The organism is Ihubacter massiliensis (assembly GCF_024125305.1).
Classification (GTDB): domain Bacteria; phylum Bacillota; class Clostridia; order Peptostreptococcales; family Anaerovoracaceae; genus Hominibacterium; species Hominibacterium faecale.
Genome location: NZ_JAMXVH010000001.1, coordinates 461,499 through 486,425, shown reverse-complemented (window position 1 = coordinate 486,425; position 24,927 = coordinate 461,499). Strand labels below are relative to the sequence as shown.

At 47.4% G+C, this 24,927-nt stretch carries 27 protein-coding genes and 2 tRNA genes; 8 read left to right on the top strand and 21 right to left on the bottom strand.

The genetic code is table 11. From position 1 onward, the window contains the following. Positions 1–21: 21 nt before the first annotated feature. The 10 genes from NIA71_RS02245 to NIA71_RS02200 all read right to left on the bottom strand — a co-directional run bounded on the left by NIA71_RS02245 (position 22) and on the right by NIA71_RS02200 (position 10,673). Positions 22–231 (bottom strand): cold-shock protein, encoded by a 210-nt coding sequence (locus NIA71_RS02245; protein WP_148394841.1) that lies wholly within the window; start codon positions 229–231, stop codon positions 22–24. Between the two features lie 180 nt (positions 232–411). Beyond that, positions 412–1,614: an RtcB family protein gene (locus tag NIA71_RS02240; protein WP_253019593.1), complete on the bottom strand. Its 1,203-nt coding sequence runs from the start codon at positions 1,612–1,614 to the stop codon at positions 412–414. A 90-nt stretch (positions 1,615–1,704) separates the two neighbouring features. After that, positions 1,705–2,466, bottom strand: coding sequence for a TraX family protein (locus NIA71_RS02235; protein ID WP_227755077.1), 762 nt, complete (start codon positions 2,464–2,466; stop codon positions 1,705–1,707). Positions 2,467–2,552: 86 nt separating this feature from the next. Then, positions 2,553–3,020, bottom strand: a complete 468-nt coding sequence (locus tag NIA71_RS02230; protein WP_253019592.1) for a GTP pyrophosphokinase — start codon at positions 3,018–3,020, stop codon at positions 2,553–2,555. Positions 3,021–3,033: 13 nt separating this feature from the next. Next, positions 3,034–3,789, bottom strand: coding sequence for a DNA polymerase beta superfamily protein (locus tag NIA71_RS02225; protein WP_148394835.1), 756 nt, complete (start codon positions 3,787–3,789; stop codon positions 3,034–3,036). A gap of 999 nt (positions 3,790–4,788) precedes the next feature. Next, positions 4,789–4,876 (bottom strand) — tRNA-Leu (locus NIA71_RS02220). A 103-nt stretch (positions 4,877–4,979) separates the two neighbouring features. Then, on the bottom strand, positions 4,980–7,133 hold the full coding sequence (locus NIA71_RS02215; RefSeq protein WP_148394833.1) for a type IA DNA topoisomerase: 2,154 nt from the start codon (positions 7,131–7,133) through the stop codon (positions 4,980–4,982). A gap of 133 nt (positions 7,134–7,266) precedes the next feature. Then, the gene (locus tag NIA71_RS02210; RefSeq protein WP_148394831.1) at positions 7,267–8,259 is read right to left on the bottom strand and encodes a GGDEF domain-containing protein; all 993 of its coding nucleotides are present in this window, start codon (positions 8,257–8,259) and stop codon (positions 7,267–7,269) included. A 25-nt stretch (positions 8,260–8,284) separates the two neighbouring features. Further along, complete coding sequence (locus NIA71_RS02205) at positions 8,285–8,977, bottom strand: response regulator transcription factor (RefSeq protein WP_253019591.1); 693 nt, start codon at positions 8,975–8,977, stop codon at positions 8,285–8,287. A gap of 421 nt (positions 8,978–9,398) precedes the next feature. After that, the gene (locus NIA71_RS02200; RefSeq protein ID WP_227755074.1) at positions 9,399–10,673 is read right to left on the bottom strand and encodes a MerR family transcriptional regulator; all 1,275 of its coding nucleotides are present in this window, start codon (positions 10,671–10,673) and stop codon (positions 9,399–9,401) included. A gap of 356 nt (positions 10,674–11,029) precedes the next feature. On the opposite strand from NIA71_RS02200, the gene NIA71_RS02195 reads away from it, so the two are divergent. The 7 genes from NIA71_RS02195 to NIA71_RS02165 all read left to right on the top strand — a co-directional run bounded on the left by NIA71_RS02195 (position 11,030) and on the right by NIA71_RS02165 (position 16,345). After that, a complete protein-coding gene (locus NIA71_RS02195) occupies positions 11,030–12,229 on the top strand; it encodes a CaiB/BaiF CoA transferase family protein (RefSeq protein WP_148394825.1) in 1,200 nt (399 codons plus the stop codon). Between the two features lie 39 nt (positions 12,230–12,268). Beyond that, a complete protein-coding gene (locus NIA71_RS02190; RefSeq protein ID WP_148394823.1) occupies positions 12,269–12,985 on the top strand; it encodes a DUF5058 family protein in 717 nt (238 codons plus the stop codon). A 43-nt stretch (positions 12,986–13,028) separates the two neighbouring features. Beyond that, on the top strand, positions 13,029–13,718 hold the full coding sequence (locus NIA71_RS02185) for a hypothetical protein (RefSeq protein WP_253019590.1): 690 nt from the start codon (positions 13,029–13,031) through the stop codon (positions 13,716–13,718). Positions 13,719–13,743: 25 nt separating this feature from the next. Further along, positions 13,744–14,841 carry a M42 family metallopeptidase gene (locus NIA71_RS02180; RefSeq protein ID WP_253019589.1) on the top strand — a complete coding sequence of 366 codons (1,098 nt, stop codon included), beginning with the start codon at positions 13,744–13,746 and terminating at the stop codon, positions 14,839–14,841. 13 nt (positions 14,842–14,854) lie between these two features. After that, positions 14,855–15,418, top strand: a complete 564-nt coding sequence (locus tag NIA71_RS02175) for a chromate transporter (RefSeq protein WP_148394817.1) — start codon at positions 14,855–14,857, stop codon at positions 15,416–15,418. Continuing rightward, entirely contained in the window at positions 15,411–15,965 is a 555-nt protein-coding gene (locus NIA71_RS02170; RefSeq protein WP_148394815.1) for a chromate transporter, read from the top strand. The genes NIA71_RS02175 and NIA71_RS02170 overlap by 8 nt, the downstream gene beginning before the upstream one ends. 197 nt (positions 15,966–16,162) lie before the next feature. Then, a complete protein-coding gene (locus tag NIA71_RS02165; protein WP_148394814.1) occupies positions 16,163–16,345 on the top strand; it encodes a flavodoxin family protein in 183 nt (60 codons plus the stop codon). Between the two features lie 77 nt (positions 16,346–16,422). Here NIA71_RS02165 and NIA71_RS02160 read toward each other — a convergent pair. From NIA71_RS02160 to mtaB, 10 genes are all read right to left on the bottom strand, one after another. Continuing rightward, positions 16,423–16,510, bottom strand: a tRNA-Leu gene (locus tag NIA71_RS02160). Positions 16,511–17,045: 535 nt separating this feature from the next. Then, positions 17,046–17,495 (bottom strand): GatB/YqeY domain-containing protein, encoded by a 450-nt coding sequence (locus tag NIA71_RS02155; protein ID WP_148394812.1) that lies wholly within the window; start codon positions 17,493–17,495, stop codon positions 17,046–17,048. A 33-nt stretch (positions 17,496–17,528) separates the two neighbouring features. After that, complete coding sequence (gene rpsU, locus NIA71_RS02150; RefSeq protein ID WP_022146591.1) at positions 17,529–17,708, bottom strand: 30S ribosomal protein S21; 180 nt, start codon at positions 17,706–17,708, stop codon at positions 17,529–17,531. A gap of 422 nt (positions 17,709–18,130) precedes the next feature. After that, positions 18,131–18,472 (bottom strand): histidine triad nucleotide-binding protein, encoded by a 342-nt coding sequence (locus NIA71_RS02145; protein WP_148394809.1) that lies wholly within the window; start codon positions 18,470–18,472, stop codon positions 18,131–18,133. Between the two features lie 3 nt (positions 18,473–18,475). After that, positions 18,476–18,652 carry a hypothetical protein gene (locus NIA71_RS02140; protein ID WP_227755069.1) on the bottom strand — a complete coding sequence of 59 codons (177 nt, stop codon included), beginning with the start codon at positions 18,650–18,652 and terminating at the stop codon, positions 18,476–18,478. Positions 18,653–18,678: 26 nt separating this feature from the next. Then, on the bottom strand, positions 18,679–18,864 hold the full coding sequence (locus NIA71_RS02135; RefSeq protein ID WP_148394807.1) for a hypothetical protein: 186 nt from the start codon (positions 18,862–18,864) through the stop codon (positions 18,679–18,681). Then, entirely contained in the window at positions 18,861–19,715 is an 855-nt protein-coding gene (locus tag NIA71_RS02130; RefSeq protein WP_148394805.1) for a 4Fe-4S binding protein, read from the bottom strand. The genes NIA71_RS02135 and NIA71_RS02130 overlap by 4 nt, the downstream gene beginning before the upstream one ends. Then, positions 19,708–19,845, bottom strand: coding sequence for a CD1871A family CXXC motif-containing protein (locus NIA71_RS02125; RefSeq protein WP_253019588.1), 138 nt, complete (start codon positions 19,843–19,845; stop codon positions 19,708–19,710). The genes NIA71_RS02130 and NIA71_RS02125 overlap by 8 nt, the downstream gene beginning before the upstream one ends. Further along, on the bottom strand, positions 19,823–20,437 hold the full coding sequence (locus NIA71_RS02120) for a TlpA family protein disulfide reductase (RefSeq protein ID WP_148394803.1): 615 nt from the start codon (positions 20,435–20,437) through the stop codon (positions 19,823–19,825). The genes NIA71_RS02125 and NIA71_RS02120 overlap by 23 nt, the downstream gene beginning before the upstream one ends. Then, entirely contained in the window at positions 20,434–21,756 is a 1,323-nt protein-coding gene (gene mtaB / locus NIA71_RS02115; protein WP_148394801.1) for a tRNA (N(6)-L-threonylcarbamoyladenosine(37)-C(2))-methylthiotransferase MtaB, read from the bottom strand. The genes NIA71_RS02120 and mtaB overlap by 4 nt, the downstream gene beginning before the upstream one ends. 224 nt (positions 21,757–21,980) lie before the next feature. On the opposite strand from mtaB, the gene NIA71_RS02110 reads away from it, so the two are divergent. Next, complete coding sequence (locus tag NIA71_RS02110; protein ID WP_227755066.1) at positions 21,981–23,774, top strand: polysaccharide deacetylase family protein; 1,794 nt, start codon at positions 21,981–21,983, stop codon at positions 23,772–23,774. Here NIA71_RS02110 and NIA71_RS02105 read toward each other — a convergent pair. Further along, positions 23,761–24,927: an alanine dehydrogenase gene (locus NIA71_RS02105; RefSeq protein WP_148394797.1), complete on the bottom strand. Its 1,167-nt coding sequence runs from the start codon at positions 24,925–24,927 to the stop codon at positions 23,761–23,763. The two genes, NIA71_RS02110 and NIA71_RS02105, sit on opposite strands and share 14 nt — an antisense overlap.

Here is a 24,927-nt window from a genome sequence, read left to right as displayed (position 1 = left end):
GCAGCTCTCTGATTTGAAAAACTATGCCGCGCAAACGTTAGCAGCTCTAAACTTGTTGCGCTGCGGGTCCTGTTCGATATCGAACGTAACCTGCTGTCCTTCTTTCAGTGTCTTGAATCCTTCTCCCACGATTGCGGAAAAATGTACGAATAAATCTTCGCCGCCTTCGTTGTTTGTGATAAATCCAAATCCTTTGTCTTCGTTAAACCATTTTACTGTACCTGTATGCATAGTGGTACCTCCTATTTTTATTATATCGCATAGATCTCATATAATAAAATATAGTTCCTAGGCATTTCAACAGAAAAACCTCGAAACTATACGTTAATCACTGTTATCCATTTAATACTTCTTTAGTATAGCATCCGGCAGACAGTGTGTCAATATTTTTTTGCGTTTACAAATAAAATTCTACTCTTGAGCTTTAAAATTGTACACCGGCCTGATTCTTTGTTTCACTTGGGCTGTGGGCCCAATATTTCGTATAATTTCTTCCATTCCCTTGTAAGCCATCGGACTTTCATCCAATGTATCCCCATTGACGCAGGTGGTATAGATGCCTTTCATTTGCGCTTCAAACTCTTTCATCGAGAGCCCTTGGCGGGCATCTTTTCTGCTCATGAGCCGTCCTGCGCCGTGGGGCGCTGAAAAGTTCCATTCTTCATTTCCTTTTCCAATGCAGATCAGGCTTCCATCCCGCATGTTGAGGGGAATGAGAAAGGTCTCTTCCGCTTTGGCAGATACGGCCCCTTTGCGCAAAATCCGGCTCTCCAGGTCGATATAATTATGAATCGTAGTAAAAGATTCCACTGGTGTCAGCCCCATACCCTCCAAAATTTCGCTGGCCATGGCCCGGCGGTTCAGGTCTGCGAACCTTTGCAGAATCCCCATGTCGTTCATGTAGTCGTTAAAGAGATAATCGGTCACATAACAAAGTGTATAGGGAACTTGGGTCTGGGTCTGCTGCCGCAGCTTCTTTATTTCCCGGGAAATCTCTTCCTGTCTGCCCGCTTCTTTTAGTTTTGTGATTAAGGCATCCACATCGCGCTTCGTATTGCCGGAAAGCTGCTTTACAGCTTCCTTTTGGTAATATTGGGCCGTTTCTTTGCCGATATGGCGGCTGCCGGAATGGATCACCAGATAGAGGCTGCCCTCTTGGTCCTTATCCACTTCGATAAAATGATTGCCTCCGCCCAGCGTTCCGATACTTTTTACTGCCCGGTAAAGGCTCACCTTATCTTTGCATCTCAATTGATCCAGATCGATCTTGTCATTGAAGGGATGCGGAGTCTGGCGTATCCCACGCCCGAACGGTATTTTTTCACGGATCAGCCGGTCCAATTTTTCAAAATCCAGCTCCCGCTGGGCCAGTTTAATCGTTTCCATGCCGCAGCCGATGTCCACGCCCACCAGATTGGGAACGATTTTATCGCTGATGGTCATGGTGGTACCAATGGTACAGCCTGCGCCCGCATGAACATCCGGCATAATGCGTATCCTGCTTTCCGAGACAAACGGTTGATCGCAGAGCGTCCGAATCTGCGACGACGCATTTTCCTCCAGCTCATCTGTGTATACGCAGGCGCTATTGTATAATCCTTTTATTTCTATCATGTCGCCCTCCTCTCACAAAACAGTATACCTGCCCGCATCCCACTGATCACGGAAAAAAAGTTGCGAAGGAACTGACGGCGGTTTAATCGATCAAACCAGCGTATTGCCGATGATCATCAGCAGCCACAGGTGGGCCGGGTAGATGATATAAAACAGGTCCTTGGCAAAGCGTCCGTTGTATCCCCTGGTTCCATCATACAGCATCATAAAGGGAATGACAGCTGCCATCATAAATTGACTGTCAAAGGTCAGATACTGATAAAGGCTGGAATAAATATCGGTCATGCCTGCGTAGCTGAAGATCGCCTTTGCCAGAAGAATTCCGCAAAACAGCAGGATCAGCACATATTGCAGACGGTCTTTATTCTTGCATAGGAACATGATCAGGGCCATGGGCAGCAAATAAATCCCGCCCTCGCACACCAGACACGCCGCCATCAGCCCCAGGGTCAGCAGTCCCTTGGCAGCAGCAAGCTTTTTCGTCCGGCGCATGGAATCCAGCAGCCAGACAATTGAAAACAGCACTGCCAGGGTCATGAAGATATTATTTCCGGACATCAGAGAGAATAAGGTCATTTTCCCGGTCATAGGGTCTGTCGTGTGTGTAAAAAAGTTAATGATTACATTGCCGCAGAGCATGACAGCCGCAGCAGCATACAGCCGAATCTGATACTTTTTCCGGCTGCGGGTATGAAAAAAACCTTCGATCATCAGATAGACAAAGAGCGGCGCTACAAAGCGGGGCAGAAACTCCACCCACGCCGGCAAGACTCCGTAAAAGGTCTTGTTCACATGATCCAAAATCATAAAGACTAATGCGATTAGTTTGATTTGAAAACCATTTAATTTCATGTTGTGTTCTCCTTTATTTTCAGCAGATTCCTTTTTAAGTATAAGGGATTTGCCAGAAAATAAAATCGAATCACCTTGCACCAACCTTACAGTTTTGTCACTTGGCCGTCAGTTAGAATTTGATATGCCTCTCTGTATTTTGCTGCCCGCTGTTTATCTTCTGTTGTCACCTGGTTCAGCCTCCCCAGGTCCATATTATGCTCCAGATCAGCCTTTTTAACCGCTGCGCAGATCGGGTTATCTTTCAGACGCTGAATGTATTCCGGATAAGGAGTCTGAGGATCATGGGTCAGCAGCGCCAGGGCCTCCAGGACTTGATCGGATATGCCAAGCCCCTTTAAATCTTCCTGCGTATAGTCCGTATCTTCCAGTACGTCGTGGAGAAGCGCTGTCAGGATGCAATCTCTGTCTTTTCCCACGGCAGAGGCCACGTGCAGGGGATGAAAAACGTATGGTACGCCAGCTTTATCCCTTTGCCCTTCGTGGGCTTCAAAGATAAAGCACACTGTTTTTCGGATCGTTTCGTCTTTGTACATCTCTCGAATAATATCCACCTTTGTCTCCCCTCTACACGCCCAGCGATTCATAGAAGAAGCGGTTCAGCTCATCATACCCTTGGCGTCCGTCCTCTTCCATGACTTCTAATGCTCTTTCAATTTCCTTCAATTGTTCTTCAATATATTGGTTTATTTGAGGAATTTGGCCGGTCACCGCTGTTTCAGGCTCCTTGCTTTTCATCTCGATTAATTGATCAACAACCGGAATCAGCCGAGGTTCCAGCTGGTCGGCGACCAGCTGCTGAAAAGGAACAGGCGGCGCGGATTTCCGCTCCATGATCCAGCGGGCAGCCAGTACAGGGCGCAGCACGTAAAAATAGCTTTTTACGCGAACCTGCTCCTTCCCGTTTAACGCCTGCTGGTTGGCTTTTGCCATATGATAATAATGGTACATTCCTTTTTTCGGAGAAAAATAGTCCTGCGCCAGCTGGCAAAAGCGCTGGGAAGCATGGCTTTGCCGGTAAAAGATCGGCGATGCGCACCACTCAATAACAGCAGGATTGGATTTCATCAAAAGGCGCAGCGCTTTTTGCAGATCCCAGCCATTGATGTCCAAGGTCTCATCAAGCTGCCATTCGATCACATTTCTGGTGCCTTCCAGCTTTAAGTAATCCCGCAGCTTTCTTATGTAAAGAAAACGCACATCATAATCGCTGTCTGCAGAAGCAAATCCCCAAGCCCGGCTCCCGGATTCTACGGCCATGATGATTGTTACTTGTTCACGCTCTTCGATTTCTTTTAAAATATTCTGTATCTCCTGCTTCATCTTTCTCACCCCTTATCTTTCCATTTTGACCTGCTTTTTTTCCTGTTTAATCGTTCACATGTGGTCGGAGTATCCCTGCCTGCGTTATGGTGCTTGTTTTTGCAGGCCCTGCAGTTTCCGTGATTTTCGCATTTTGCTCGTTTGCACGGGCAGTCCGGGTTCCGATTCTCTTCCCGGCCTTCGTTTGTCAATGGGTCTATATTCCTGGCTGATGTGCTGTCTGCTCTCAAAATCTTCTCCTCTCCATGTTCTTGTAACTTGTGATTTATAACGATTATATGAAGCGCGTATTAGGATGTCAACAGCTGGATCGAGATTGGCAGATATTCGCTGCCGGGCGGAAAGGAAGGTATTGAAAGGCAATTTAGAAGGGATGCAGACCCAAAAATGCGTCGGGCATATGGTTTTTGGTGTAGCCTTGGCGGCCGACCAGCGGCCGACGCCCACAAAATTTACACTAATTTATTTTTTAGTTGTTCGAATCCTCTTATCCGTAAAAAACGCGTGCATGACGGAATCAAAGCTTCCTATGCACACATGTCGCTGACAAGCAGCGACGCTTCGCAAGGTACGTTCTTTGAAACTCCGTCAATATCGATTGCATCGATATTTCCTGCGTTATTTAACATTGGTGCGGATAAGGATTTACACAGATTTCCTTCACAAATCTGCCGGTCTGCGCCTCATCCTTCAGTCGCCTTGCCTTTTTTCCGCAGCTTTAGCTGCATTGGAAAAACGGACAGCAACATGCCACAGGCATGTTGGAATGCGCTTGCGTATGTTGACCCGCTCCCTACTCGATGGTCCACCGGACCATCTCGCTTTACGGTCGCGCCTTTTCATGCGCATCCTAGCCCAATTTGCTGCATAGCAAATTGCGGCAGGTGCCATACAGAAAGTACAGGGCCTTTGGCCCGTGGTACTTTTTCAGTTGTTCGAATCCTCTTATCCGTTTCTATAAAAAAATGACGTCCAATTGGACGTCATTTTTTTACTAATTGGTGCGGATAAGAGGATTCGAACCTCCACGAAAACAATATTCACACGGACCTGAACCGTGCGCGTCTGCCAGTTCCGCCATATCCGCATACAACTTTCACTGACTTGATTCAGCTTTTCTATAATAAATCAAATCAGTGGATTTGTCAATCGGAAAGCTGCATTTTTTTCTAAAAATCCACAATTTTTTCTCAGTCGATGAACTCCAATTTCCAGCTGTAAAATCCTTTTTGAGGATCCTTCTCATAGTGAAGATAAGCGCTGAAACGATTGCCTTTTTTGCTCTGGAGTCCGTGAAACCCCACCCTGCCGTTCTGCAATAGCAGACGGACCATTTCCGGAGAGACCTTTTTGCCCAGGGATTCGATGAACTTGTCGTCTTTCCAAATAGCATAGCGGCAGCCGTTCTTCCAATTGCTGCAGCCATAGGCCTTCTCAGATTCGATGACCGGATTGCCGCATTCTGGACACATTCCCAGAACCTCTACCGAATCCGGCAGACTGACCTTAGAAGCAAACACTTTATCCCCTTTGATGGCTTCTACGGATTTGGCAGTAAACGCCTTGATCATTTCCAGAAAATCCTGCTGCTGGAATTTATTCTTCTCAATATCAGAAAGGGTTTTTTCCAGGCGCCCAGTATACTCCAGGTCGAACAGTTCCTTGACAGGAAAGGTTTCCACCATCATCCTCCCCAGCTGGGTGCAGAGCAGGGATTTTCCCTTAGTCGTTATGTATCCCACATCCTTCAGCTTACGGATGGTCTCGGCCCGGGTTGCCGGGGTTCCAATGCTGAAGCCGCTGAGGATGGCCATCATCATTTCCTCCGAATCCTCTTCCTCAAAGCTTTTGCCGCAGGTTTCCATGACCCGGAGCAGAGTTTTTTCCGTATGGTGTTTGGGCGGTTTGCGGACCACTTCCTTCACCGCCAGTTCTCCCGCCTGCAAAAGTGCTCCCTTCTCCAGCGGCGGCATCATGACCTCCTTTGTGGAAACGGACTCCGCCTTTTTCCAGCCTTCCACCAGCTGCACTTTACCTTTGGCCGTAAAAGTACCCGGAAGCTCTGCACCTTCTGCTCGAATGACCAGGCGGGTTTCTTCGCTCTCCGACACCGGAAGGAATTGAGCTAAAAACCGGTTCCGCACTGCTTCATACACGATTTGTTCATCCGGCGTCAAATTCTTTGGGAGCACATACGTGGGAATAATGGCCGAGTGGCTCTCCACCTTTTTACTGTCGAAAATCCGTTTGGAATCGCTGAATTTGATCTCCTCTTCATAGGGCATCCCACGTTTTACGGCCTGCAGAACCTTAGCCGCTTTTTCCTTTAAGCTTTCATCCAAAACGCTGCTGGCCGTTCTCGGGTAAGTAATGATCTTTTTTTCGTATAAATCCTGGGCTGTTTTCAAAACTTTTTCCGATGTCCAGCCCTTGAACTTGCTGGTGATAAATCCCTGGAGATTGGAAAGATTGAACAAATAGGGTGCATATTCTTTTTTGCGCTCCACTTCCTTTTCCGTAATCAAGCCTTTTTGACCCTTCATTTTGTCAAGGATCGTTTCCAAATAGGATTGATCTTCAAACTTTTCGCTGTCCTTCTCCATATAAAGGGCTTCGATGATTTCCCCCTCTTCCGTAAGGAAAGGCGCTATCAGCTTGTAATATTTGGACTTTTGAAAGCTTTCAATTTCCTTATCCCGATTATAAATGATCTTCAAAGTCGGCAGCAGCACCCTGCCGATATTGAGCACTTGATCATGGTTGGCATTGCGGTATTTAACGGTAGCTACGGAGGTCAGATTGATGCCGATGAGCCAGTCCGCCAGCTGTCTGCCGAATCCCGCATCCTGCATCGGCTTCAGATCGCTGTTGGGGCACAGCCGCTGCAAACCGGCCAGCACCTCATCCTTGGTCCATTCGTTGAGCAGCAGCCGCTCCACCTGTTTGGAGGTTTCCGTATAGAGAAAAATTTCGTCTGCAATAATCTGCCCTTCCCGGTCATAGTCCGTAGCAGAAACTACCCCTTCCACGTCGTCCCGTTCCATTAGTGATTTAATGATTCCAATCTGTTTTTCCGCCCCCTCATCCACCTTATTCTTGTTACGAGGGTCGCTTTTTATTTTATAGCGAAAAGTTTCCGGTATAAAGGGGAAGTTTTCCATGCGCCAGCTTTTCCTGGTCTCATCGTAGTCCTTGACATCATAAAGCTGGAGAAGATGGCCGAACACCCATGTGATAACATACTTCTCCCCCTCCATATATCCGTTCTTTCGCCCCTTGATTCCCAAGGCGTCAGCAATGTTCCGCGCTACAGACGGTTTTTCTGCGATGATCAGTTTTTTCAAAGCCCATGTGTTCCTTTCCTGCGTATTCTGCATAGATGCTATTTTAACACGAAAACGGCAGAAAAGTCGAGACTGAATTCCAGCAAAATCCACTTACCCGCGCAGGCTGCTTCGATCATTACAAGCCTGTCCGCTAATCGAGATTGGTACCGCCCGCGATTCCCCCGTCCAGCGGAAAGCAGTGATGCAGCAGCAGTTTTTGATGAACGCTCTTTGCTTGCTCATAAAAGGCTGCAGTTACTCTATCTGCAATCGACTCCGACTCATCGGCCGATACATCGGCCAGCATGATCAGATACTGACAGCTGCTATATTGTGCAAAAACATCGCCTGCCCTCAGCTGGCCGCCGATGATTTCTTTTAGGCATTTCATCCACTTTGTATTCTCATCCAGAGGCAAAAGATTTTTCTCTGTGTCTGTAAGTGTCATAAGAACAATATAAGCGCTCCCGGTTAAACGCTGGAGCCGCCTATCCACAAATCGATAAATATTCTTGAAGCTGTCATAGCCTTGAAAGTAAGCGCCTGTGGGATTTTTATACTCTTTTAGTTCACTTTGAATGCGGAGAACATCCATTTCAATTCCTTCTGTTGCCGTAAACTTGCGAAAGCCGCTTTTCTTTCGATCCCGCTTCTCCGCGATCAGTTTTTGATCCGCCCGATCGAACAGGCTTTGGTAATGATCGCCTTTCCTGTATACGCTGTAGCCCACTGAAACCGTTATATCCAGAAGACATGTTTTCACTTCCATATTCCGCATTAATCTCTTGATTTGCTTGGCACGTTCAGTGGCAAAGCTTTCACTTTGCTTTACAGACAGAAAAACAACGAACTCATCACCGCCGATACGGCCAATTACATCGGATTTTAAAAACATGGAAAGAAGACGTCTTGCAATTTCCTGCAAAAGACCGTCTCCGATCAGATGTCCGTACCGGTCATTGACCTTTTTAAAATGGTTGACGTCAATCACAAACAAAACGCCTTCTTTGTATTGGTCCAGCCGTTCATTTATTTTTTCTTCTGTAGCGCCCCGATTATAGAGCCCGGTCAAGCGATCCTCTTCCGCCAGCCGACGATAACGTTCTTTTTCCTCCACCAGCTTTAAAAGTTCAGTCCCGATCATCTTCTACCTCCTGCAAATTTATACATCATACTAATTTCTCCAAATAATATCCCTTCCCATATACAGCCCTGATCGTATATCCGCCCTCTCGGTCTTCCAACTTTTTTCGCACAGTGGAAAGGTGTTTTTTTAAAGTACGATTATCTCCAGCCATAGGTGATTTCCATATCATCTCATAGAGATATTTGCCAGAAAGAATCTTTCCTCTGGCTTCGACTAAAAGAAGCAGTAGCGAATATTCTTTTTGGGTCAGAAGCAGATCTTCACCATTGAGATAGGCTCGCTGCGCCACTAAATCCAAAACTAAATCGCCGTATTGAAGCCGATTGCACCGGGCTGCCCGCTTCCTTTGCGCCAGATAAATTTGTACCTTGATGCGAGCTAGAAGCTCATCCATATCATAGGGTTTTGAAATATAATCGCTGCCGCCGGCCAGAAGCCCTTCAATGACATCGCGCTTTTCATCCCGCGCTGTTAAAAATAATACTGGCGCAGACGTAACTTGCCGGAGTTCCTCACAAAAAGCAACACCGCTGCCATCGGGAAGCATAACGTCTAAAACCATGGCGTCGGGTGAATGCTTTTTCAATAAAGCTCGCGCCTCGCGGACCGTTCGGGCACACAACACTGTGAATCCTTCTCGTTCCAAGCGACGCCGGTTGGTATGCAGTATCGTTTTATCATCCTCCACCAGTAAAATTACGCCCGTCTGTTTCATCCCAAATTTCCTCCTTTGCCAGCTGAATCGTTCGAACACATGGGCAGCAAATTTGCTACAATGCCTTCGCCGTTATCTGTCATATTTACTCGAACGCCGCCTTTCGAGGCTTTTGCGCAAGCGAATCTTTCACCGTCTCAGGTATATGGGAATATGTAAGAGCAGAAGCGACTAGCATAGCAATATAATCAAAGGCAGATTAAATTGATTTCTCTATAGTAGAAAGAAAACAGAAAGCCTTTTGGTTTGAAAAGCTTTCTGTTCTGAATGCGCCCATTTCTTAACAATAATACCATAAAGAAGAAATAAATAACGAAAGGTTACGAATTTTTCACCTTTTATCCTAGATGTCGTTCTGAGAAAATTTTGTCGCCAAGAGCGGCGCCAGAAAAATTTCATAGCTAGCTTTGATTGGGGTTTCCTACTTTTTTTCAGCAAAGAATGCATAATAACAATGATGATCCCCCGGTGCATGATATTCGTAGTAAGGGCCCGGGTCCACGGTTTCGCCGATTAGGGATTCTTTTAGAAAATGATATCCCATCTCGTCCATGATGGTTTTAAATGTGTCCAGCAAAGATTGATCTTTCATGACATTGGGATACAATCTTGCAATATTGGCTAGTGATCGGCAGCCCCGTTCATAGTACTTTGTCAGCCCTACTGTACGGGCATCCTGCTTCATATACGGATCGATCTTCCTGTGAAGGGAATCGTTATGAAAAAAGGAAAAGTTATAGGAAGATATGGCATCAATCCATAAATCAAACAATTTTTTCTTAATGGGCAGATCATAAATTGTGTTGGCGATGTAGATGATTTTTGCATCCGGCGCAATCAAATCAATATGGGATTTGATGGACATAATAGTTTCCTTGGAGAAACCGGACACAACAATAAACGCATCTCGAAAGTATGGTTTTTTTATGTGCTTATACAAAAAATGGCTCGCCAAATCAGGGACAAAGATCACCTTGTTTTTAAAGCTGTAGGGTTTGATAACCGAATCGATCCACAGGTAGGATTTGTAGATCAGAGATGTGGCTTCAGAAGTAATATCGTGCATGTATTGAAAAAAAACGAAATCAGGTTCATCCACATGGCTCTCCCGATAGTGGAGCACATGGAATTCCGGGCTCTGATAGTATTCAGACTCGGCTTCTGCCAGTAAAATCCCATCTTCAATCAGCGCCGTATAGCCGCACTGACACTTGAGCTTCCCGCTGTAAATCTTGTTCCCCCTGACTTGCAGATCAGATAAATTAAAAAGGCTGTTGCATTTTGGACATGCGAAAAACGGCGAAAAATCCAGGGGAATGCCGCTGAAAAACGTGGCGACTTCCTTTTCTTCCCGCAAGGCTTCTATTTCACTTTGAAGAATAGCGATGGACCTTCTGATTACTTGTATTTCTTTTTCCAGGGACTGCTGTTTCAGCTCATAGAGAGGCAAAAGATGTTCTCTGATATGTTCGTCCTGAATGTCATACATTCTGATAATCTGTAAATACTGCTTTATTTCATCCAAGTTAAAAGATAGTTCTTTCAGCTTGCAGATGATTTCCATTTCCGCCATGTCCGCAGAGGTAAAGTCGTATTGAGAATTCTTTTTGTTGGGCGCCAAAATCCCAGATTTAATATAGAAGCGTACCGTGGTCGGTGAGATATCAAATTTCTCGCAGAATTTACCGATCTTCAACACATTCACCTCCAAACCATCATCTCAAACACTTGTTTAAATATATAACAGTGCATACTATGTTTCAATAAAATTCTGACTATTATGGTGCCTGTTTTTTCCCGAAACTTAGACCCTACTATAAGTTTTTTTACAAATGCAACAGAATCTTATAAAAGTTAAATTGCACTGAAGATTTTTGCTTTGATTTGTTCATTTGCTTCCTATCCCTAAAATTTTTAACAAAATATTCAAAAGATTTAAATTTTACCAGTTGCGGTGGACCTGCCTCCATTATTTATAATTGCGTCAACAGCAAAACCGGTTTTGCCTTAAACGCTTTTACAGATTTTGAACCATAGAGAGGAGTGATATTTATGGGCACCTGCAGACAAGGTCCTTTGACTGACATCCGTATTCTGGATTTGACCCGGGTTCTCTCCGGCCCCTATACCGCCATGATGCTGGCGGATTTGGGCGCGGAGGTAATCAAGCTGGAGCAGCCCAAAATCGGCGATGATTCCAGGCATTTCGGCCCTTTTTCCAATGAGGAGAGCGCTTATTTTATGAGTGTGAACCGCAATAAAAAAAGCATTACCCTAAACTTGAAATCACCGGAAGGAAAGGAGCTTTTTAAGACTCTGGCCGGACAGGTCGATGTGATTTTAGAAAATTTCCGGCCCGGCACTATGGAAAAGCTGGGTTTGGATTATAAAACGATCTCCCAGATCAACCCCAAAATTATCTATGCGTCCATTTCGGGTTTCGGCCAGACCGGTCCATACAGCAGAAGGGCCGCATATGACGGGATTGTCCAGGCTATGGGCGGGATCATGGGCATTACGGGAGAAAAAGGCGGAAAGCCTGTTAAAATCGGCTCATCCATCGGCGACATTATTGCCGGAATGTTCTGTGCAACTGGAATCCTGGCGGCATATATCCATCTGAAGAAAACGGGTGAAGGACAGTATATCGATGTGGCAATGCTGGATTCTCAGGTTGCAATCCTGGAAAACGCCATTTCCAGATATACGGTTACTGGCAAAGTCCCCGGGCCAACCGGCAATACCCATACGTCCATCTTTCCCTTCGAGACCTTCCCTACCAAAACGGAGGATATCATGATCGCTGCCGGAAACGATGTGCTTTGGTGTAAACTGTGTGACGCTCTTGGCTGTCCGGAGTTGGCGGAGGACGAACGGTTTTGTTCCAACCCAAAACGGGGTTTCAATCACGATGAAATGTTTGCGCTGCTCTGCCTTCGGCTTGCAGAAAAACCGGCTGAGGAATGGGCGGCAATACTGGATAAAGCCGGCGTACCATGTAGTCTGATCAATACCATCGACAAGGTGCTGGAAAACGAACAGATTCAGTCCAGAGATATGATCGTGGAAGTGGATCATCCCATAGTAGGGAAAAATGTAATTGCCGGGATTCCCATAAAAATGAGTCTGACTCCGGGAAGTATCTACAAGGCTGCGCCTTCGCTGGGCGCGGATAACAGCAATGTCTATCAGGAGTTGGCGGGACTTAGCGTCCGGCAGTTGGATGATTTGAAAAAATCAGGAATTATTTGATACGCCTTACACCCTTTGCAAAAGAAAGGAATCGATGTTATGGAAAATATCAATGCTTTAGAAGTTGCCAACAGCCCTGCCATATGGGGTCTGGCAGCCATCGCAGTTGCTGCGGTTTTTGTTGAAATCATTTTATTCTTTAGACTTGCCAGAAGGGCTTCGAAAATCGGAGAAGTCAATCTGACTAAAAAGCAGTGCAATCGAGCGCTGCGGGCCGGGGTCGTCTCGGCGATCGGACCTGCTTTTGGGGTATTTATTGTCATGATCGGCCTTGTGGCCGTATTGGGCGGGCCAATCTCCTGGCTGCGTCTGTCCGTCATTGGCGGGGCCACGACGGAGCTGACCGCCGCCTCAGTAGGAGTCAAGGCTCTGGGCGGCGATATCACACAGGCATTATCCATGGTGGAACTTTCCAATGCCTGGTGGACGATGACCATCAATGCCTGCGGATGGCTGATCGTAACTTGGGTATTTGCCAGCAGGATGGAAAAAGTGAGGCACAAAATCGGCGGCGGGGACAGCCGCTGGATGGAAATCTTTTCTAGCGCAGCCACCCTGGGAATCTTCGGCGCCTTTTGCAGCGAATATATGGTAAACGGCGTGCGGAGCTCAGATTTTAAGGTTCTTCTGGTCATGGCCGTGTCCGCCCTTTCCATGTGGGCGCTCCTGTATCTGTCAAAACGCTACAAGTGGCTCAAAGAGTATTCTCTGGGCTTGGCCATGGTGGCAGGCATTGCTTCATCCATGATCTTTTGATGTGTAAAACAGATCCTTTAGAGCAGAAAGTGAGGAATCAATCATGAATAACAATATGTCCTTTAACGAATTGTGGAGGAAAAAAGTAACTCGAATTGGTACGATCATGATCCCAATTATCATGCTGAGCATGTTCCTGCCAGTCATCTACTTGAAAGTGCGCTACGGAGTTTTTCCGGAATGGTCCATCGCCCTTTCCTCCTGGGGAACCATTGCCGCCGCATTTGGAGCCTATTATATTATTGAGCCGCTATCCTATTATCCGATTTTGGGGCTTTCCGGCACTTACATGGCGTTTACTTCGGGCAGTATTTCAGATATCCGGATGCCCGCTTCCGCAGTAGCGCAGGAAGCCGTAGGGGTTCCATATGGTTCCGATGAAGGCGCGGTGGTTTCTACGATCGGTGTGGCCGGGTCTGTTTTCACAACCCTGGTGGTCGTCTTCATAACCGCGGTCTTTGGAACCTCCATCATCGAAATCTTTCCCGAAAAACTGCTCACTGCAGTTAAATTATATACTGTGCCAGCAGTGTTCAGTGCCGTATACATTCAATTTTGCAAATTTGAACCAAAGCTCAGCTTTATCATTGCAATTACAACTGTGATCTTCCTGCTGCTGGCACACATTTACGGCTTGATGATGATTACAGCTGTCATTATTCCGGTATTGCTCGCACGCCTCCTCTATAAAAAAGGATTCTTCGGCAAAGAGGACAGCGCGGAAAACAAGTAAAAGAAAGGTTACATAGGAAATGAACATGAAAGAAAAATTATTGAATGACATTCGTAATTTGACACAAATGATCAGCGTGGACGGCTCCGAAGCGGAAGTGGGCCGGTATTTGAAGGAACGGCTGGAATCCGTCTGCGATCAGGTGGAAGTCTCCCCCATGGGGACAGTGATCGGTTATTTGAAAGGCGATCTCCCCGGTAAACGGGCCGTGATTACTGCCCATGCTGATGAAATCGGCTTCATGGTAAAAAACATTACTGAGGATGGATTTATTCTCTTTGAAAAGGTTGGCGATTATTCCAACAAGGTTATACCCGCAAGAAAGGTATGGATCCAGACGGAAAAAGGCAGAGTTCCCGGAGTGATCGGGCTGCGGGCCGCTCACATTATGACTCCGGAAGAAGCCGTTCGTGCACAGACAGCCAAACAATCTTATATCGACGTCGGCGCCTTTTCCAGAGCTGAAGCCGAATCCTACGGCATTCGGCTGGGTGATAAGATTGTCCTTCAAAGCGATTTTATGGAAATGTCCAATCCGGATTTGGTTTGCACTAAGTCCCTGGACGATCGGGTAGGCTGTGCGATTATTCTCAGCCTGCTGGAATCAGTCAACAAGTCTCAGCTGGCCGGAGAACTGGTAGCAGTCTTTTCTGTGCTGGAGGAAACGACCATCGCCGGTATGATCGGACCGGTAAACCATATCAAGCCCGACTATGTAATCGCACTGGATACCGTCCCCTGCGGCGATGTTCCGGATGTGGATACAGCAAAAGAGCTTCCCGTTTACATGGATCGAGGGCCAGTCCTAATCATCGCCCAAGGAGATCCGACGATCATGCGCTATTCGTGCATGCACCCGCAAATCCGAAGAGGATTCTACGATGCGGCGGAAACTTTGGGTATGGATTTGCAGGAGCTGGTCATCAGTGAAAATGTGTATATCACTGAGGAAAGCATTATGCACATGTGCGGCCAGGGTACTCCAGCGGCAACGTTGGCCATTCCGCGTCGCTATTCCCATACGCCCATTGAACTTCTTAACATCAACGATGCAGTAAAGACAACCCAGCTCTTAATTCGGTTTGTTGAGCTCAATGGAAATATCAACTTGAGTTTTCTTTAATAAAGGATAAGGTATGAAAAGCGGTAAATTGTTACTCAAATTATTTGTTTTGTTTTTTAAGATTGGTTCTGTCACCTTCGGCGGCGGTGTGACCATGGCGCCTATTTTAATGAAGGAGGTTGTGGAGAAGCGCAGTTGGATTACCGAGGATGAGCTAGTGGAGTGTTTTGCTCTGGCTCAGAGTCTGCCGGGAGTGGTTGCGGTGAATGTTGCGGTTTTTATCGGTCATCGCATGAAAGGGGTCTGCGGTGCCATAGTCGCAGTCACCGCTTCCGTCATCCCCGCAGTACTGGGTATCCTGCTGGTCGTCGCGCTGCTGGATGCGCTTCCGCTGGAGGCTGTTTTAAATGATGGATTAAAAGGAGTCAAATCGGCTTCCGTTGCCTTGATTGTGTGTACGGTCATCCGCATGGGGAAAGCAGTTCTATCGACAAAATTGGATCTATTTCTTTTCGCCGCAGCTTTTGCTGCATCTATGTTCTTTGATACAAACGCAATTTTGTTAGTCCTGTTTTTCGCCTTGCTGGGCGTCATACATTACTCAATCAATCGGATAAGGAGCAAAGATCATGTTTGAGCTATTTATCGCTTTTTTAAAAATTGGAAGCATCAGTGTGGGCGGCGGTTACGCCATGCTGCCAATCATCTATCAGGCTGTAGCCGAATATGGGATCATGACAAAGGAGGTTTTTTCCAACCTGGTAGCCATTTCGCAAATCACTCCCGGTCCAGTCTCGATCAATACGGCGACTTATGCCGGCTTTGCCGCCTACGGCTGGCCCGGCGCCATTCTCATCAGTCTGGCCGTCTGCCTTCCGTGCGCACTGTTCACTTATATCGCTGTAACCGTCCTCAAAAAAAACGAGAGCGCCATTGCAATGAATATGATCCTGCATAAGATGAAGATTGCCGGCATTGCTTTGATTGGGGTTTCCGGATTTTTTCTGGCGGAAGGCAGCATGTTCACCGGGCCCATTTTGTCCGCAAGCTTTCTGTCCCGGCTTGATCCGATACAGATCACTCTCTTTGTTCTGACATTTTGCCTCTATTACAAAACCAGGATGGGCCCGATCCTTTTGACGCTTTTGGCCGGTGTGGCATCCGCGCTCATCGGGCTGGTGTGAAAAGGTGATCGCATCAAATGAGTGATGAATGCGATCGTCAAAGCGGCCAAACATCAGATTGGATTTAATTATTTTCCCAAACCTTCCAACACCCCAAAACCCTATGCCGCCCGAAATTCCAATCACGATTGACAAAACGCCGCTGATATTCTACACTATCAAAAAAACCACAACAACCTGGAAAGGAGCACTCATATATGAAAAGGATATTCGTAGTTCAAGGCGGCGGGCGGCCGAAAGGAAATACTTCGAAGCTGGTTGAGCAGTTTGTAAGGGGCGCAGAAGAGGCCGGACATCAAGTTGAAATCGTGTCGCTTTTAAAAGAAGAAGTAAACGGCTGTCTCGGCTGTAATGCCTGCCACATGAGGTACGTTCTTTAAAACTCCTTCAATATCGATTGCATCGATAATTTCCTGCGTTATAAAAAAATAACGCTCATACGAGCGTTATTTAACATTGGTGCGGATAAGAGGATTCGAACCTCCACGAAAGTAATATTCACACGGACCTGAACCGTGCGCGTCTGCCAGTTCCGCCATATCCGCATATGGTCGACTTTCCTAACCGACAAGATTTAGTATACCTAAAAGTTGTCCTGATTGCAAGTTAAATTTTTGTTTTATCTCTTTTTTTTGAAAATCCATGCCAGGTTCTCTCAGGAAACGCTTCGTCAAATGAAGGTCAATCTTTTTCGTTCAGGCAATTATCAGGAACAGGTGTTCTTATAAAGGATTCTGATATTCTTATTCTGGGAGAGTTTTATAAAGATTGGCAAACTATCAAACCCAAGCAAATTCGAACTAATTACGATACTTTCGATTTGGAGCAGCTCGTATCCGATGCGTGTGGAGCCAAAAACTACAAGAATCGGAGGCTTATGATCGGAACTATGATATTGGGCGCTCTCAATTGCAAAATCACAAGTCCATCCCGCTTCCAAGTCCCACTAGTCTGGATCCAATCCAGCCGGTTTCCGCCTGTTCATAAAAGAAGCGGTTTTTGCTGTTATGCAGGAGCGATTGCCGGCAATCGCTCCTGCATAACAAAAAGAGCAGGCTCGTCGCCTGCTCCTAAGTAAAGTCATTCACTTAAAAACTCTTCAATCGCTTTGCGCACATCGTTACCGTCAGCCAGGCCCTTGACCTTTTTCATGACAGCACCCATGAGCTTGCCCATATTTTTCTTGCCACCTTCAATACCAAGCTCTGCCGCGGTAGCCTGTACCACTTCCTTGATCTTGGCCGAATCCATCTGCTCGGGCAAGTAACGTTTCAGAATTTCAATTTCTGCCTTATAGTCATTAGCTAAGTCCGTTCGTCCAGCTTTTTCAAAATCAGCGAGGGCGTCTTTTCTCATCTTAACCTGTTTTGATAAAATAGCAATAATGCCTTCATCATCCAGCTCTTCCCTGTTATCTACCTCGTACTGTTTAATAGCAGCACGAGCAAAGCTGATCGTATTTTTTTTGACTTCATCTTTTGCTTTCATAGCTTCTTTGAAGTCAGCCATCAGTTGTTCTTTTAAGGTCACTTTTAAAACACCTCGAATCCCTACTGCAAAAGCTTAGTATTTCTTAGCCTTTTTTCTTGCAGCCTCAGACTTCTTCTTTCTTTTTACACTCGGCTTTTCGTAGTGTTCTCTTTTTCTGAGTTCCGACATAACGCCGTCTCTCGCACAAGAGCGCTTAAATCTCTTGAGAGCACTTTCCAAGCTTTCGTTTTCTCTAACAATTACCTGTGCCATATTCCGTTTCACCTCCTGACGTGTTCTGAAATCACATAGATGCTATGAGAACGGTCCTATCTATAACATTGCTATTATACTATTTTCTGCACAATTATGCAAGGTTTTTTTGTACAAAGCCTGTCACCGATCAGAGTCTGGCGATTGAATAAAAAAACTGGGCCTCCCCTAGAATGAAAATGCCAAAGTTGCGAAATTAAGCATTGAGGAAATCACCTTGTATAATAAAGCTTTTGTCAGAAAGTATAGCTTGTAAGCGTTGGAAAAATCTCAACAATAAGCCAAAGTTAATACATTGTTGAATCAATTCTCTCATTGGACAATTTTCGACATCACTCTCGGCAACGCCGCACTCACTGGTCAGAATGTTATGCCTAATTCATCGAAAAAAGGATTGCTCCATCCTGGCGTTCCCCTTTTTATCAGCCCGGAGGCCAGGTCATCTTCCGCTTTCCAAGCAAATGGAAATGGAGATGCTTCACGGTCTGAAATCCATCCTCGCCGCAGTTGTTCACAAGCCGGTAACCGTTTTCCAGGCCCAGCTCCTGTGCGATGTCTTTCACCTTTGTCATAATATAGCCCAGCAGATCCCTGTCCTCATCAGTAACCGCATCCAGCGATTCGATGTGCTTTTTAGGTATGATCAGAACATGAACCGGGGCCTGGGGCTCCAGATCGTGGAAACAAAGGATCCGATCATCTTCATAAACTGCGCTGGACGGAATCTCCTTTTGCGCAATCTTGCAGAAAATACAATCTCCCATCGTTTATTTCTCCTTTACATAGTTTTTATAATACTTCATAGCACAGGTGCCTTCGCCGCTGCACTTGAGCATCACATTGCTTCTCAAATAATCCCCCAGTCCGCTCAGCTGCACCGCTGTAACCACAGCGACTACCAGCACCAGCCCGACTGTCACGTTTCTCATTATCCTTTTATTCATCGTCTCTCCTCCTAATGGAGCTGCGGCTAAAAGCTTCCCGGCTTTTCATCCAGCAATTTTTTAAAATACTTCATACCACAGGTGCCGTTGCCCTCGCATTTGGGAGCTGCCACGCCCTGCAAATTATCCAGACCGCTGGCTCTGATCAGCACCGCTGCCACAACTACGATCGCCAGGCAGAGAACAATGTTTCTTATTTTTTTATTCCTCATTTTATCCCCCTCCGAAGAGCACCTGCATCGCAGGCCTTCACGCATCTGCCGCAGCGGATGCACTCTAAGCTGTTGGGCGTTTTGCGGGGATCGATATTCAGTCTGCAGCTTGCTTTGCAGGCCCCGCATCCCGTACATCGGGCCTCATCCACCCGCAGCCGGTAAAGCGACAACTTATTAAACAAACCATATACGGCTCCCAGCGGGCAAAGATATCTGCAAAAGGGCCGATAGATCATCAGGGACAATAGAATTAGTACTATTAGTATAACAGATTTCCAGACAAATAGGAAGCCCAGAGCCGTTCTCAATCCCTCATTAAACAGCGCCAGCGGCCAGCCCGCCATCAGCGTACCGGAAGGACAGATATACTTGCAGAACCAGGGATCCCCCTGCCCGAAAGCGCCCACGAAAAACATGGGCAAAATCAGGACAAACACCAATAGGATTCCGTATTTTAAGAATCTCAAAAAGCGGTCGCCTTTAATCCTTCTGAACTTCCAGGGGATCGGGATTTTATACAGCAAATCCTGCACCAGTCCGAAGGGACACATAAATCCGCAGACCAGACGGCCAAGCAGCACGCCCACCCCGATCAAGAATCCCCAAACATAAAAGGGCATGGTAAAATTCCGATCATTGGCGATCGCCTGCATGGCTCCGATGGGACAGGCCCCCAGCGCGCCCGGACAAGAATAGCAATTCAGCCCAGGCAGACAAACTTCTTTGGACGGCCCCTGATAAATCTTGCCTTGTACGAACCCCTGTACATATCCATTTGTCAGCGCAGTAAACGCCAGCTGAAAGCCGGTCCGAAAACGTTCCTGCTTTTTTACCCGCTTCTTATCCAATTCCGATACACTCCAAACATACGTTGACTGCTTTTGTGAGTACGAGCGCGCCTTCACCCCGCATCAAGCCTCCGGCAATGAAACCTGCCGCCAGGATCAGCAGCAAGCTAAATACCAGTTTCCTCTTCAATGATCTTCACCCACTCATCATAACTCCGGCCGCCTTCATAGACCGTGCTGGTGATATTGCCTTTACTATCCACGAAAATGTACGACGGGATCACCGATATACGATTGACCAGATTTTTCATCACTCCTTCCGATGGCAGCAGAACCGGGTAAGTTACCCCCTGCTTATCCAAAAGCTCCTTGGCATAATCCACTTGATCCATATCCACAGAGCCGGATTGATCCAGCGCGTCCACTACGATTCCCATTACGCCAAGGCCCTTATCCTTAAACGCCTGATACAATTTTTCATTGTCCGGCATAGAGCGGATGCAAGGGTTGCAATAAGTACCCCAAACATCGATCAACGTGTACTTATAATTTGTGAAAACGCTCTGATCCGTTTCCGTTCCCGTCAAGTCCAGTGTTTTAAAGCTGGTCAAATCTTTCCCCTCTGTCTGCTCCTCAGGCAGCGTCCAGGCTTGCTGCGCCGCGGCGCTTTGATCACCGCCGCTTTTATCCTCCCCACCTTGATCGCCGCAGGCTGATAAAACCATCACGGTCACCGTCAGAAGCATCACTGCAAAAAGCAGCTTCCCCTTTTTACGTTTCATTGAATCTCTCCTTTCATTCCATCGGCGAACGGTTCCAGAAGCTTAACCTCCTGAAAACAGTTCATCATCTTTTTGTTTCCGCCTTTTAGATAAACACGAATATAGTTGTCCGTGTAGCCGGTTAAACAGCCGTAATCCTGTGCGTGCTCCTCTATGAGCACGCTTCTGATACGTCCCTGGTTTTCCTGGAAAAAGCGGTGCGATGCCTGCTCGCCCGCATCGATCAGTTCCTTCGTCCTGCTTTTTTTCAAAGGCGCTGGAATCTGATCCGCCATAGAGGCCGCTTTGGTAAAGGGCCGCTGGGAGTATTTGAAAGCATGGACTTTACAAAAACCCGCCTCCCGGATCAGGTCCACGCTGTCCTGATGGTCCGCTTCTGTTTCCCCGGGAAAACCGGCAATGAGATCGGTTGTGATCCCATAGCCCGGATCAAAGGCTTTCACCGTCTTAATGATATCCAGGTAATCCTGCCTGTTATAGGGCCGGCTCATGGCTTTCAGAATACGGTCACTGCCGCTCTGGGCGGACAAATGCAGATGAGGGCACAGTTTTTTGTATTGAAGCAGCCGTTTCACATAGTCCGCATTGACCACTGCAGGCTCCAACGAACTCAGACGGATACGAAAATCCCCCGGCAGCCGGTCCAGCCTGCTGATGATCGTTTCAATCCCCGAAAGGTTGTCCGACCGGCCCGAAAATCCTTCTTCCGTTCCATATAGGGCTGTGTTGATTCCAGTCAAAACCAGTTCTTTAAATCCCTGACCGATCAGTCCTTCTGCTTCCGCCAGCACATCCGACGGTTCCCTGCTGCGAACGCTGCCCCTGGCATAAGGAATGACACAATAGGAACAAAACCGGTCGCATCCCTCCTGGATTTTGATATAAGCTCTGGTCCTGGATTCGGTAGCGGTCACCAGCCCGGTTTCCTCATACCGATCCAATTCTTCATACGGCTTCACATGGAGCTGAGACCTGCGCTCTAATAAAAACTCCTCAATATATTGGATCAGCTTCCCCTTCTCATTGGTGCCGGCAACGATATTGACGCCTTCGACAGCCTTAACCTCATCGGGGCTGATCTGGGCATAGCACCCTGTCACAGCAACCACACTGTGAGGGCTCTGCTTTTTCATCTTACGGATATACTGGCGTGATTTCCGGTCCGCAAGAGAAGTCACTGTGCAGGTATTGATCACATAGATATCCGCCGGATCCGTTTCCCCAACGATTTCATAGCCCCGCTCTCTGAACTTGAGGCGCAGCGCTTCTGTTTCATATTGGTTTACTTTGCACCCTAAAGTATGGAATGCTACCTTCATTGCCTTTTTATCTCCTTCCCAGTTATTGGTTTATACACGCTTTTCTGACAATTCAATCATGCACAATCAATATTTTTGTATTTTACCATGCCCGACTCATGTTGTAAATCGTCTCAACATACAATTAAGAAAGCAAGCCTGATGCTTTGTGCGTTACACAGGAAAAAAAAGTAACACCGCATACTGCTTGCGGCAGCAAGTTTATGATACAAAGGAGGTTTCTCTTGAGCAAAAGCACACTGAAAATACTGGCCCTGATCGTCCTCGGGCTTACGGCAGGCGTTTTTCTTTTCGTTTTTCATTCAGACCGCCAGCCTGCCGCCACAAGCAGCGGCAGCATCAAATGGGTCGATTTTAACGTTACCTACGAGGCGCTGAAAGATACTATGGAAAGCGATATCAGGACCCACGACCAGGAAATCCATATCGATTGGATCGATTCTCTGGCTTATTTGGGAGCAAAATACGGCGGAGATTTTAAAAGCTACCAGAAATCCGATCTAAAGAAATTTGAAGAAAAGCTGATGAGCGGCCAGGATCTGGAAGACTTCACAAAAAACATGAAATACTTTCCCTATTACAAGAAAGCTTATGGCGCTGTTCTGGGCGGCTTCCTGGGCTATTACAAGCTAGAGGTTCCCGATGAGGCGGGCGGCACCCGCTGGGTGGAGCGGTACGGACTGAAAGCCTTTTCGCCCATCGCTGAAGGCTTTTGGTATACCCACTTTGATGACTTCGGCCAGAACCGCAGCTATGGCTACAGCAGGCAGCATTTGGGACACGATCTGATGGCCGGCACCGGCACCCCCGTGGTCGCCGTGGAAGGCGGCGTGGTGGAAGCCCTGGGCTGGAACCAGTACGGCGGCTGGCGGCTGGGCATCCGCAGCTTTGACAAGGAGCGCTACTATTATTACGCTCATCTGCGCAAGGACCATCCTTATGCGGAGAACCTGACCATCGGCCAGACCGTTTCTCCCGGGCAGGTTGTGGGTTACGTGGGCCAGACCGGTTACAGCTTGAAGGAAAACACCAATAACATCGATACGCCCCATCTCCATTTCGGCATGCAGCTGGTTCTGGACGAAAAGGCCAAGGACAGCCCCAATCAAGTCTGGATCGATCTCTATGCCATAACTGGACTTCTATCCAATCATCCTTCCACAGTGGTCAAAAAGGGGAAGGAATATGTGCGCAAGTACGGGTTTTCCGAGGAAAGCTATTACTTGGCCTCGGCCAAGGAGGATAAAAAAAGCCAGGTTAAAGTACCGGTCCTCATGTATCACGGTCTGTTGAAAGACCCTAAGATGCAAAACGATTATGTCATCAGTCCGGATCTCTTTGAAAAGGATCTCAAATATTTGAAAAAACATGGTTATACGACCATTCTCATGTCTGATCTGATCGACTTTGTGGAAACAGGCGCGCCGCTGCCGGAAAAACCGGTCCTGCTCACCTTTGACGACGGCTATTATAACAATTACCTCTACGCCTTTCCTCTGTTGGAAAAGTATAAAATGAAAGCCGTTATATCCATCATCGGCAAGCATACGGACGATTTCAGCAAGGTGGACGACAATCACGCGACCTATTCCCATGTCACCTGGAAACAGATTCAGGAGATGCTGGCTTCGGGGCTGGTGGAGATTCAAAACCACAGCTACGATTCCCACGACAATAAGGGGGGCCGAAAGGGCGTTTTAAAGCTCTCCGGCGAAAGCGACGATGCTTACGCAAAGTTCTTGCGCAAAGATCTGCTGAAACTGCAAAAGCGCATGCAGGAAATGACTGGAGTCACGCCGACCACCTTCACCTATCCCTTTGGCGCTGTCAGCGACAGCAGTATGGACGTAGTCAAAGAGCTGGGCTTCAAGGCCTCATTAGGCTGTATGGAAGGGATTAATACCATAACAAAAGGAGACAAAGGCAGTCTTTATAAAATAAAGCGCTATTTGCGGACTCCTAAAAAATCGAGCAAAGACTTTTTTAAAAAAATCGAATCGGATCTTAAAGAACAATAAAGTTATTAGAACGAGTAATCGTGGCCGGAGGCGCAGGATCCAGATCCCGCTCTGCGATTCCAAGAACATCTTCCGGCCGTATCCACGGTCTTTGCTGGAGAGCGCTGGTCTCCTCATGGGTCAGCAAGCCTTTGTATACCGTCAGACTCCTGCGCAGGAAACCATCTTTGACACAAGCTTCCGTCACGCCGTCATTGAGGATTTTCATAAAATGCGGCAGCATCGCGGCCGCGTAGGCCACGGTGGTCGATCCTGCGATGGCTCCCGGGATGTTGCTGACGCAGTAATGGATCACGCCATTTTCCACATAGGTGGGATCCTCGTGGGTGGTTTCGTGAAAGGATTCAATGGCGCCGCCCGGATCATTGCTGATATCCACAAGAACCGAGCCCTTTTCCATCAGCTGGAGCATCTCTCTGTCCACCAGAAATTCCGGATTGCCTTTCGGCCATTTTACGCAGTTCAAAATCATATCAGAAGCAGGCAGCAGACGGCGGATGTTCTCCTTGGTACAGTACATCGTATCCACGGCATTATGATATTGGGCTTCGATTTCCCGGAGCACGCCCAGGCTAATATCCATAACCGTCACCTTGGCACCCAGAGCATGGAGCACGCCCAGGGCCGAGCGTCCGACCACACCCGCTCCCAAAATCACCACGTTCATGCCCGGCGCTCCCGCAAGGCCGCTGACAAATTTTCCTTTGCCGCCGTTTGTCGTCAGCATGGCATGGAGGCCGGAAAGCGCTCCCTGTTTGCCCGCCGCCTCACAGTTGGGGGAGCCGTATCGATGTGAATCCTCCGCTGTAAAGGCGATCACCTTTTTGTCCAGCAAAGCCTGCACCTCTTCCGGGTGCGCCGCAGGATGGATGCAGGTCAGCAGAATCTGACCTTCCCGCAAAAGATCATACTCCGGCGGTTCAATTTCCTTGACCTTGGTCACCAGATCGCACTGCCCGTATATCTCTTCGGCCGTTTCGACGATCTTGGCGCCGGCGGCTTTATACGCCTCGTCTTCGAATCCGGCCTTTTCACCGGCCCCCGACTGGACCAGCGCCGTATGACCGGCCCCTGCGATGGTCAAAATCTCTGTGGGCGTGGCAATCGTACGGTACTCTCCGTTTTTTCTATCTTTTAGTAAACCAAAAATCAT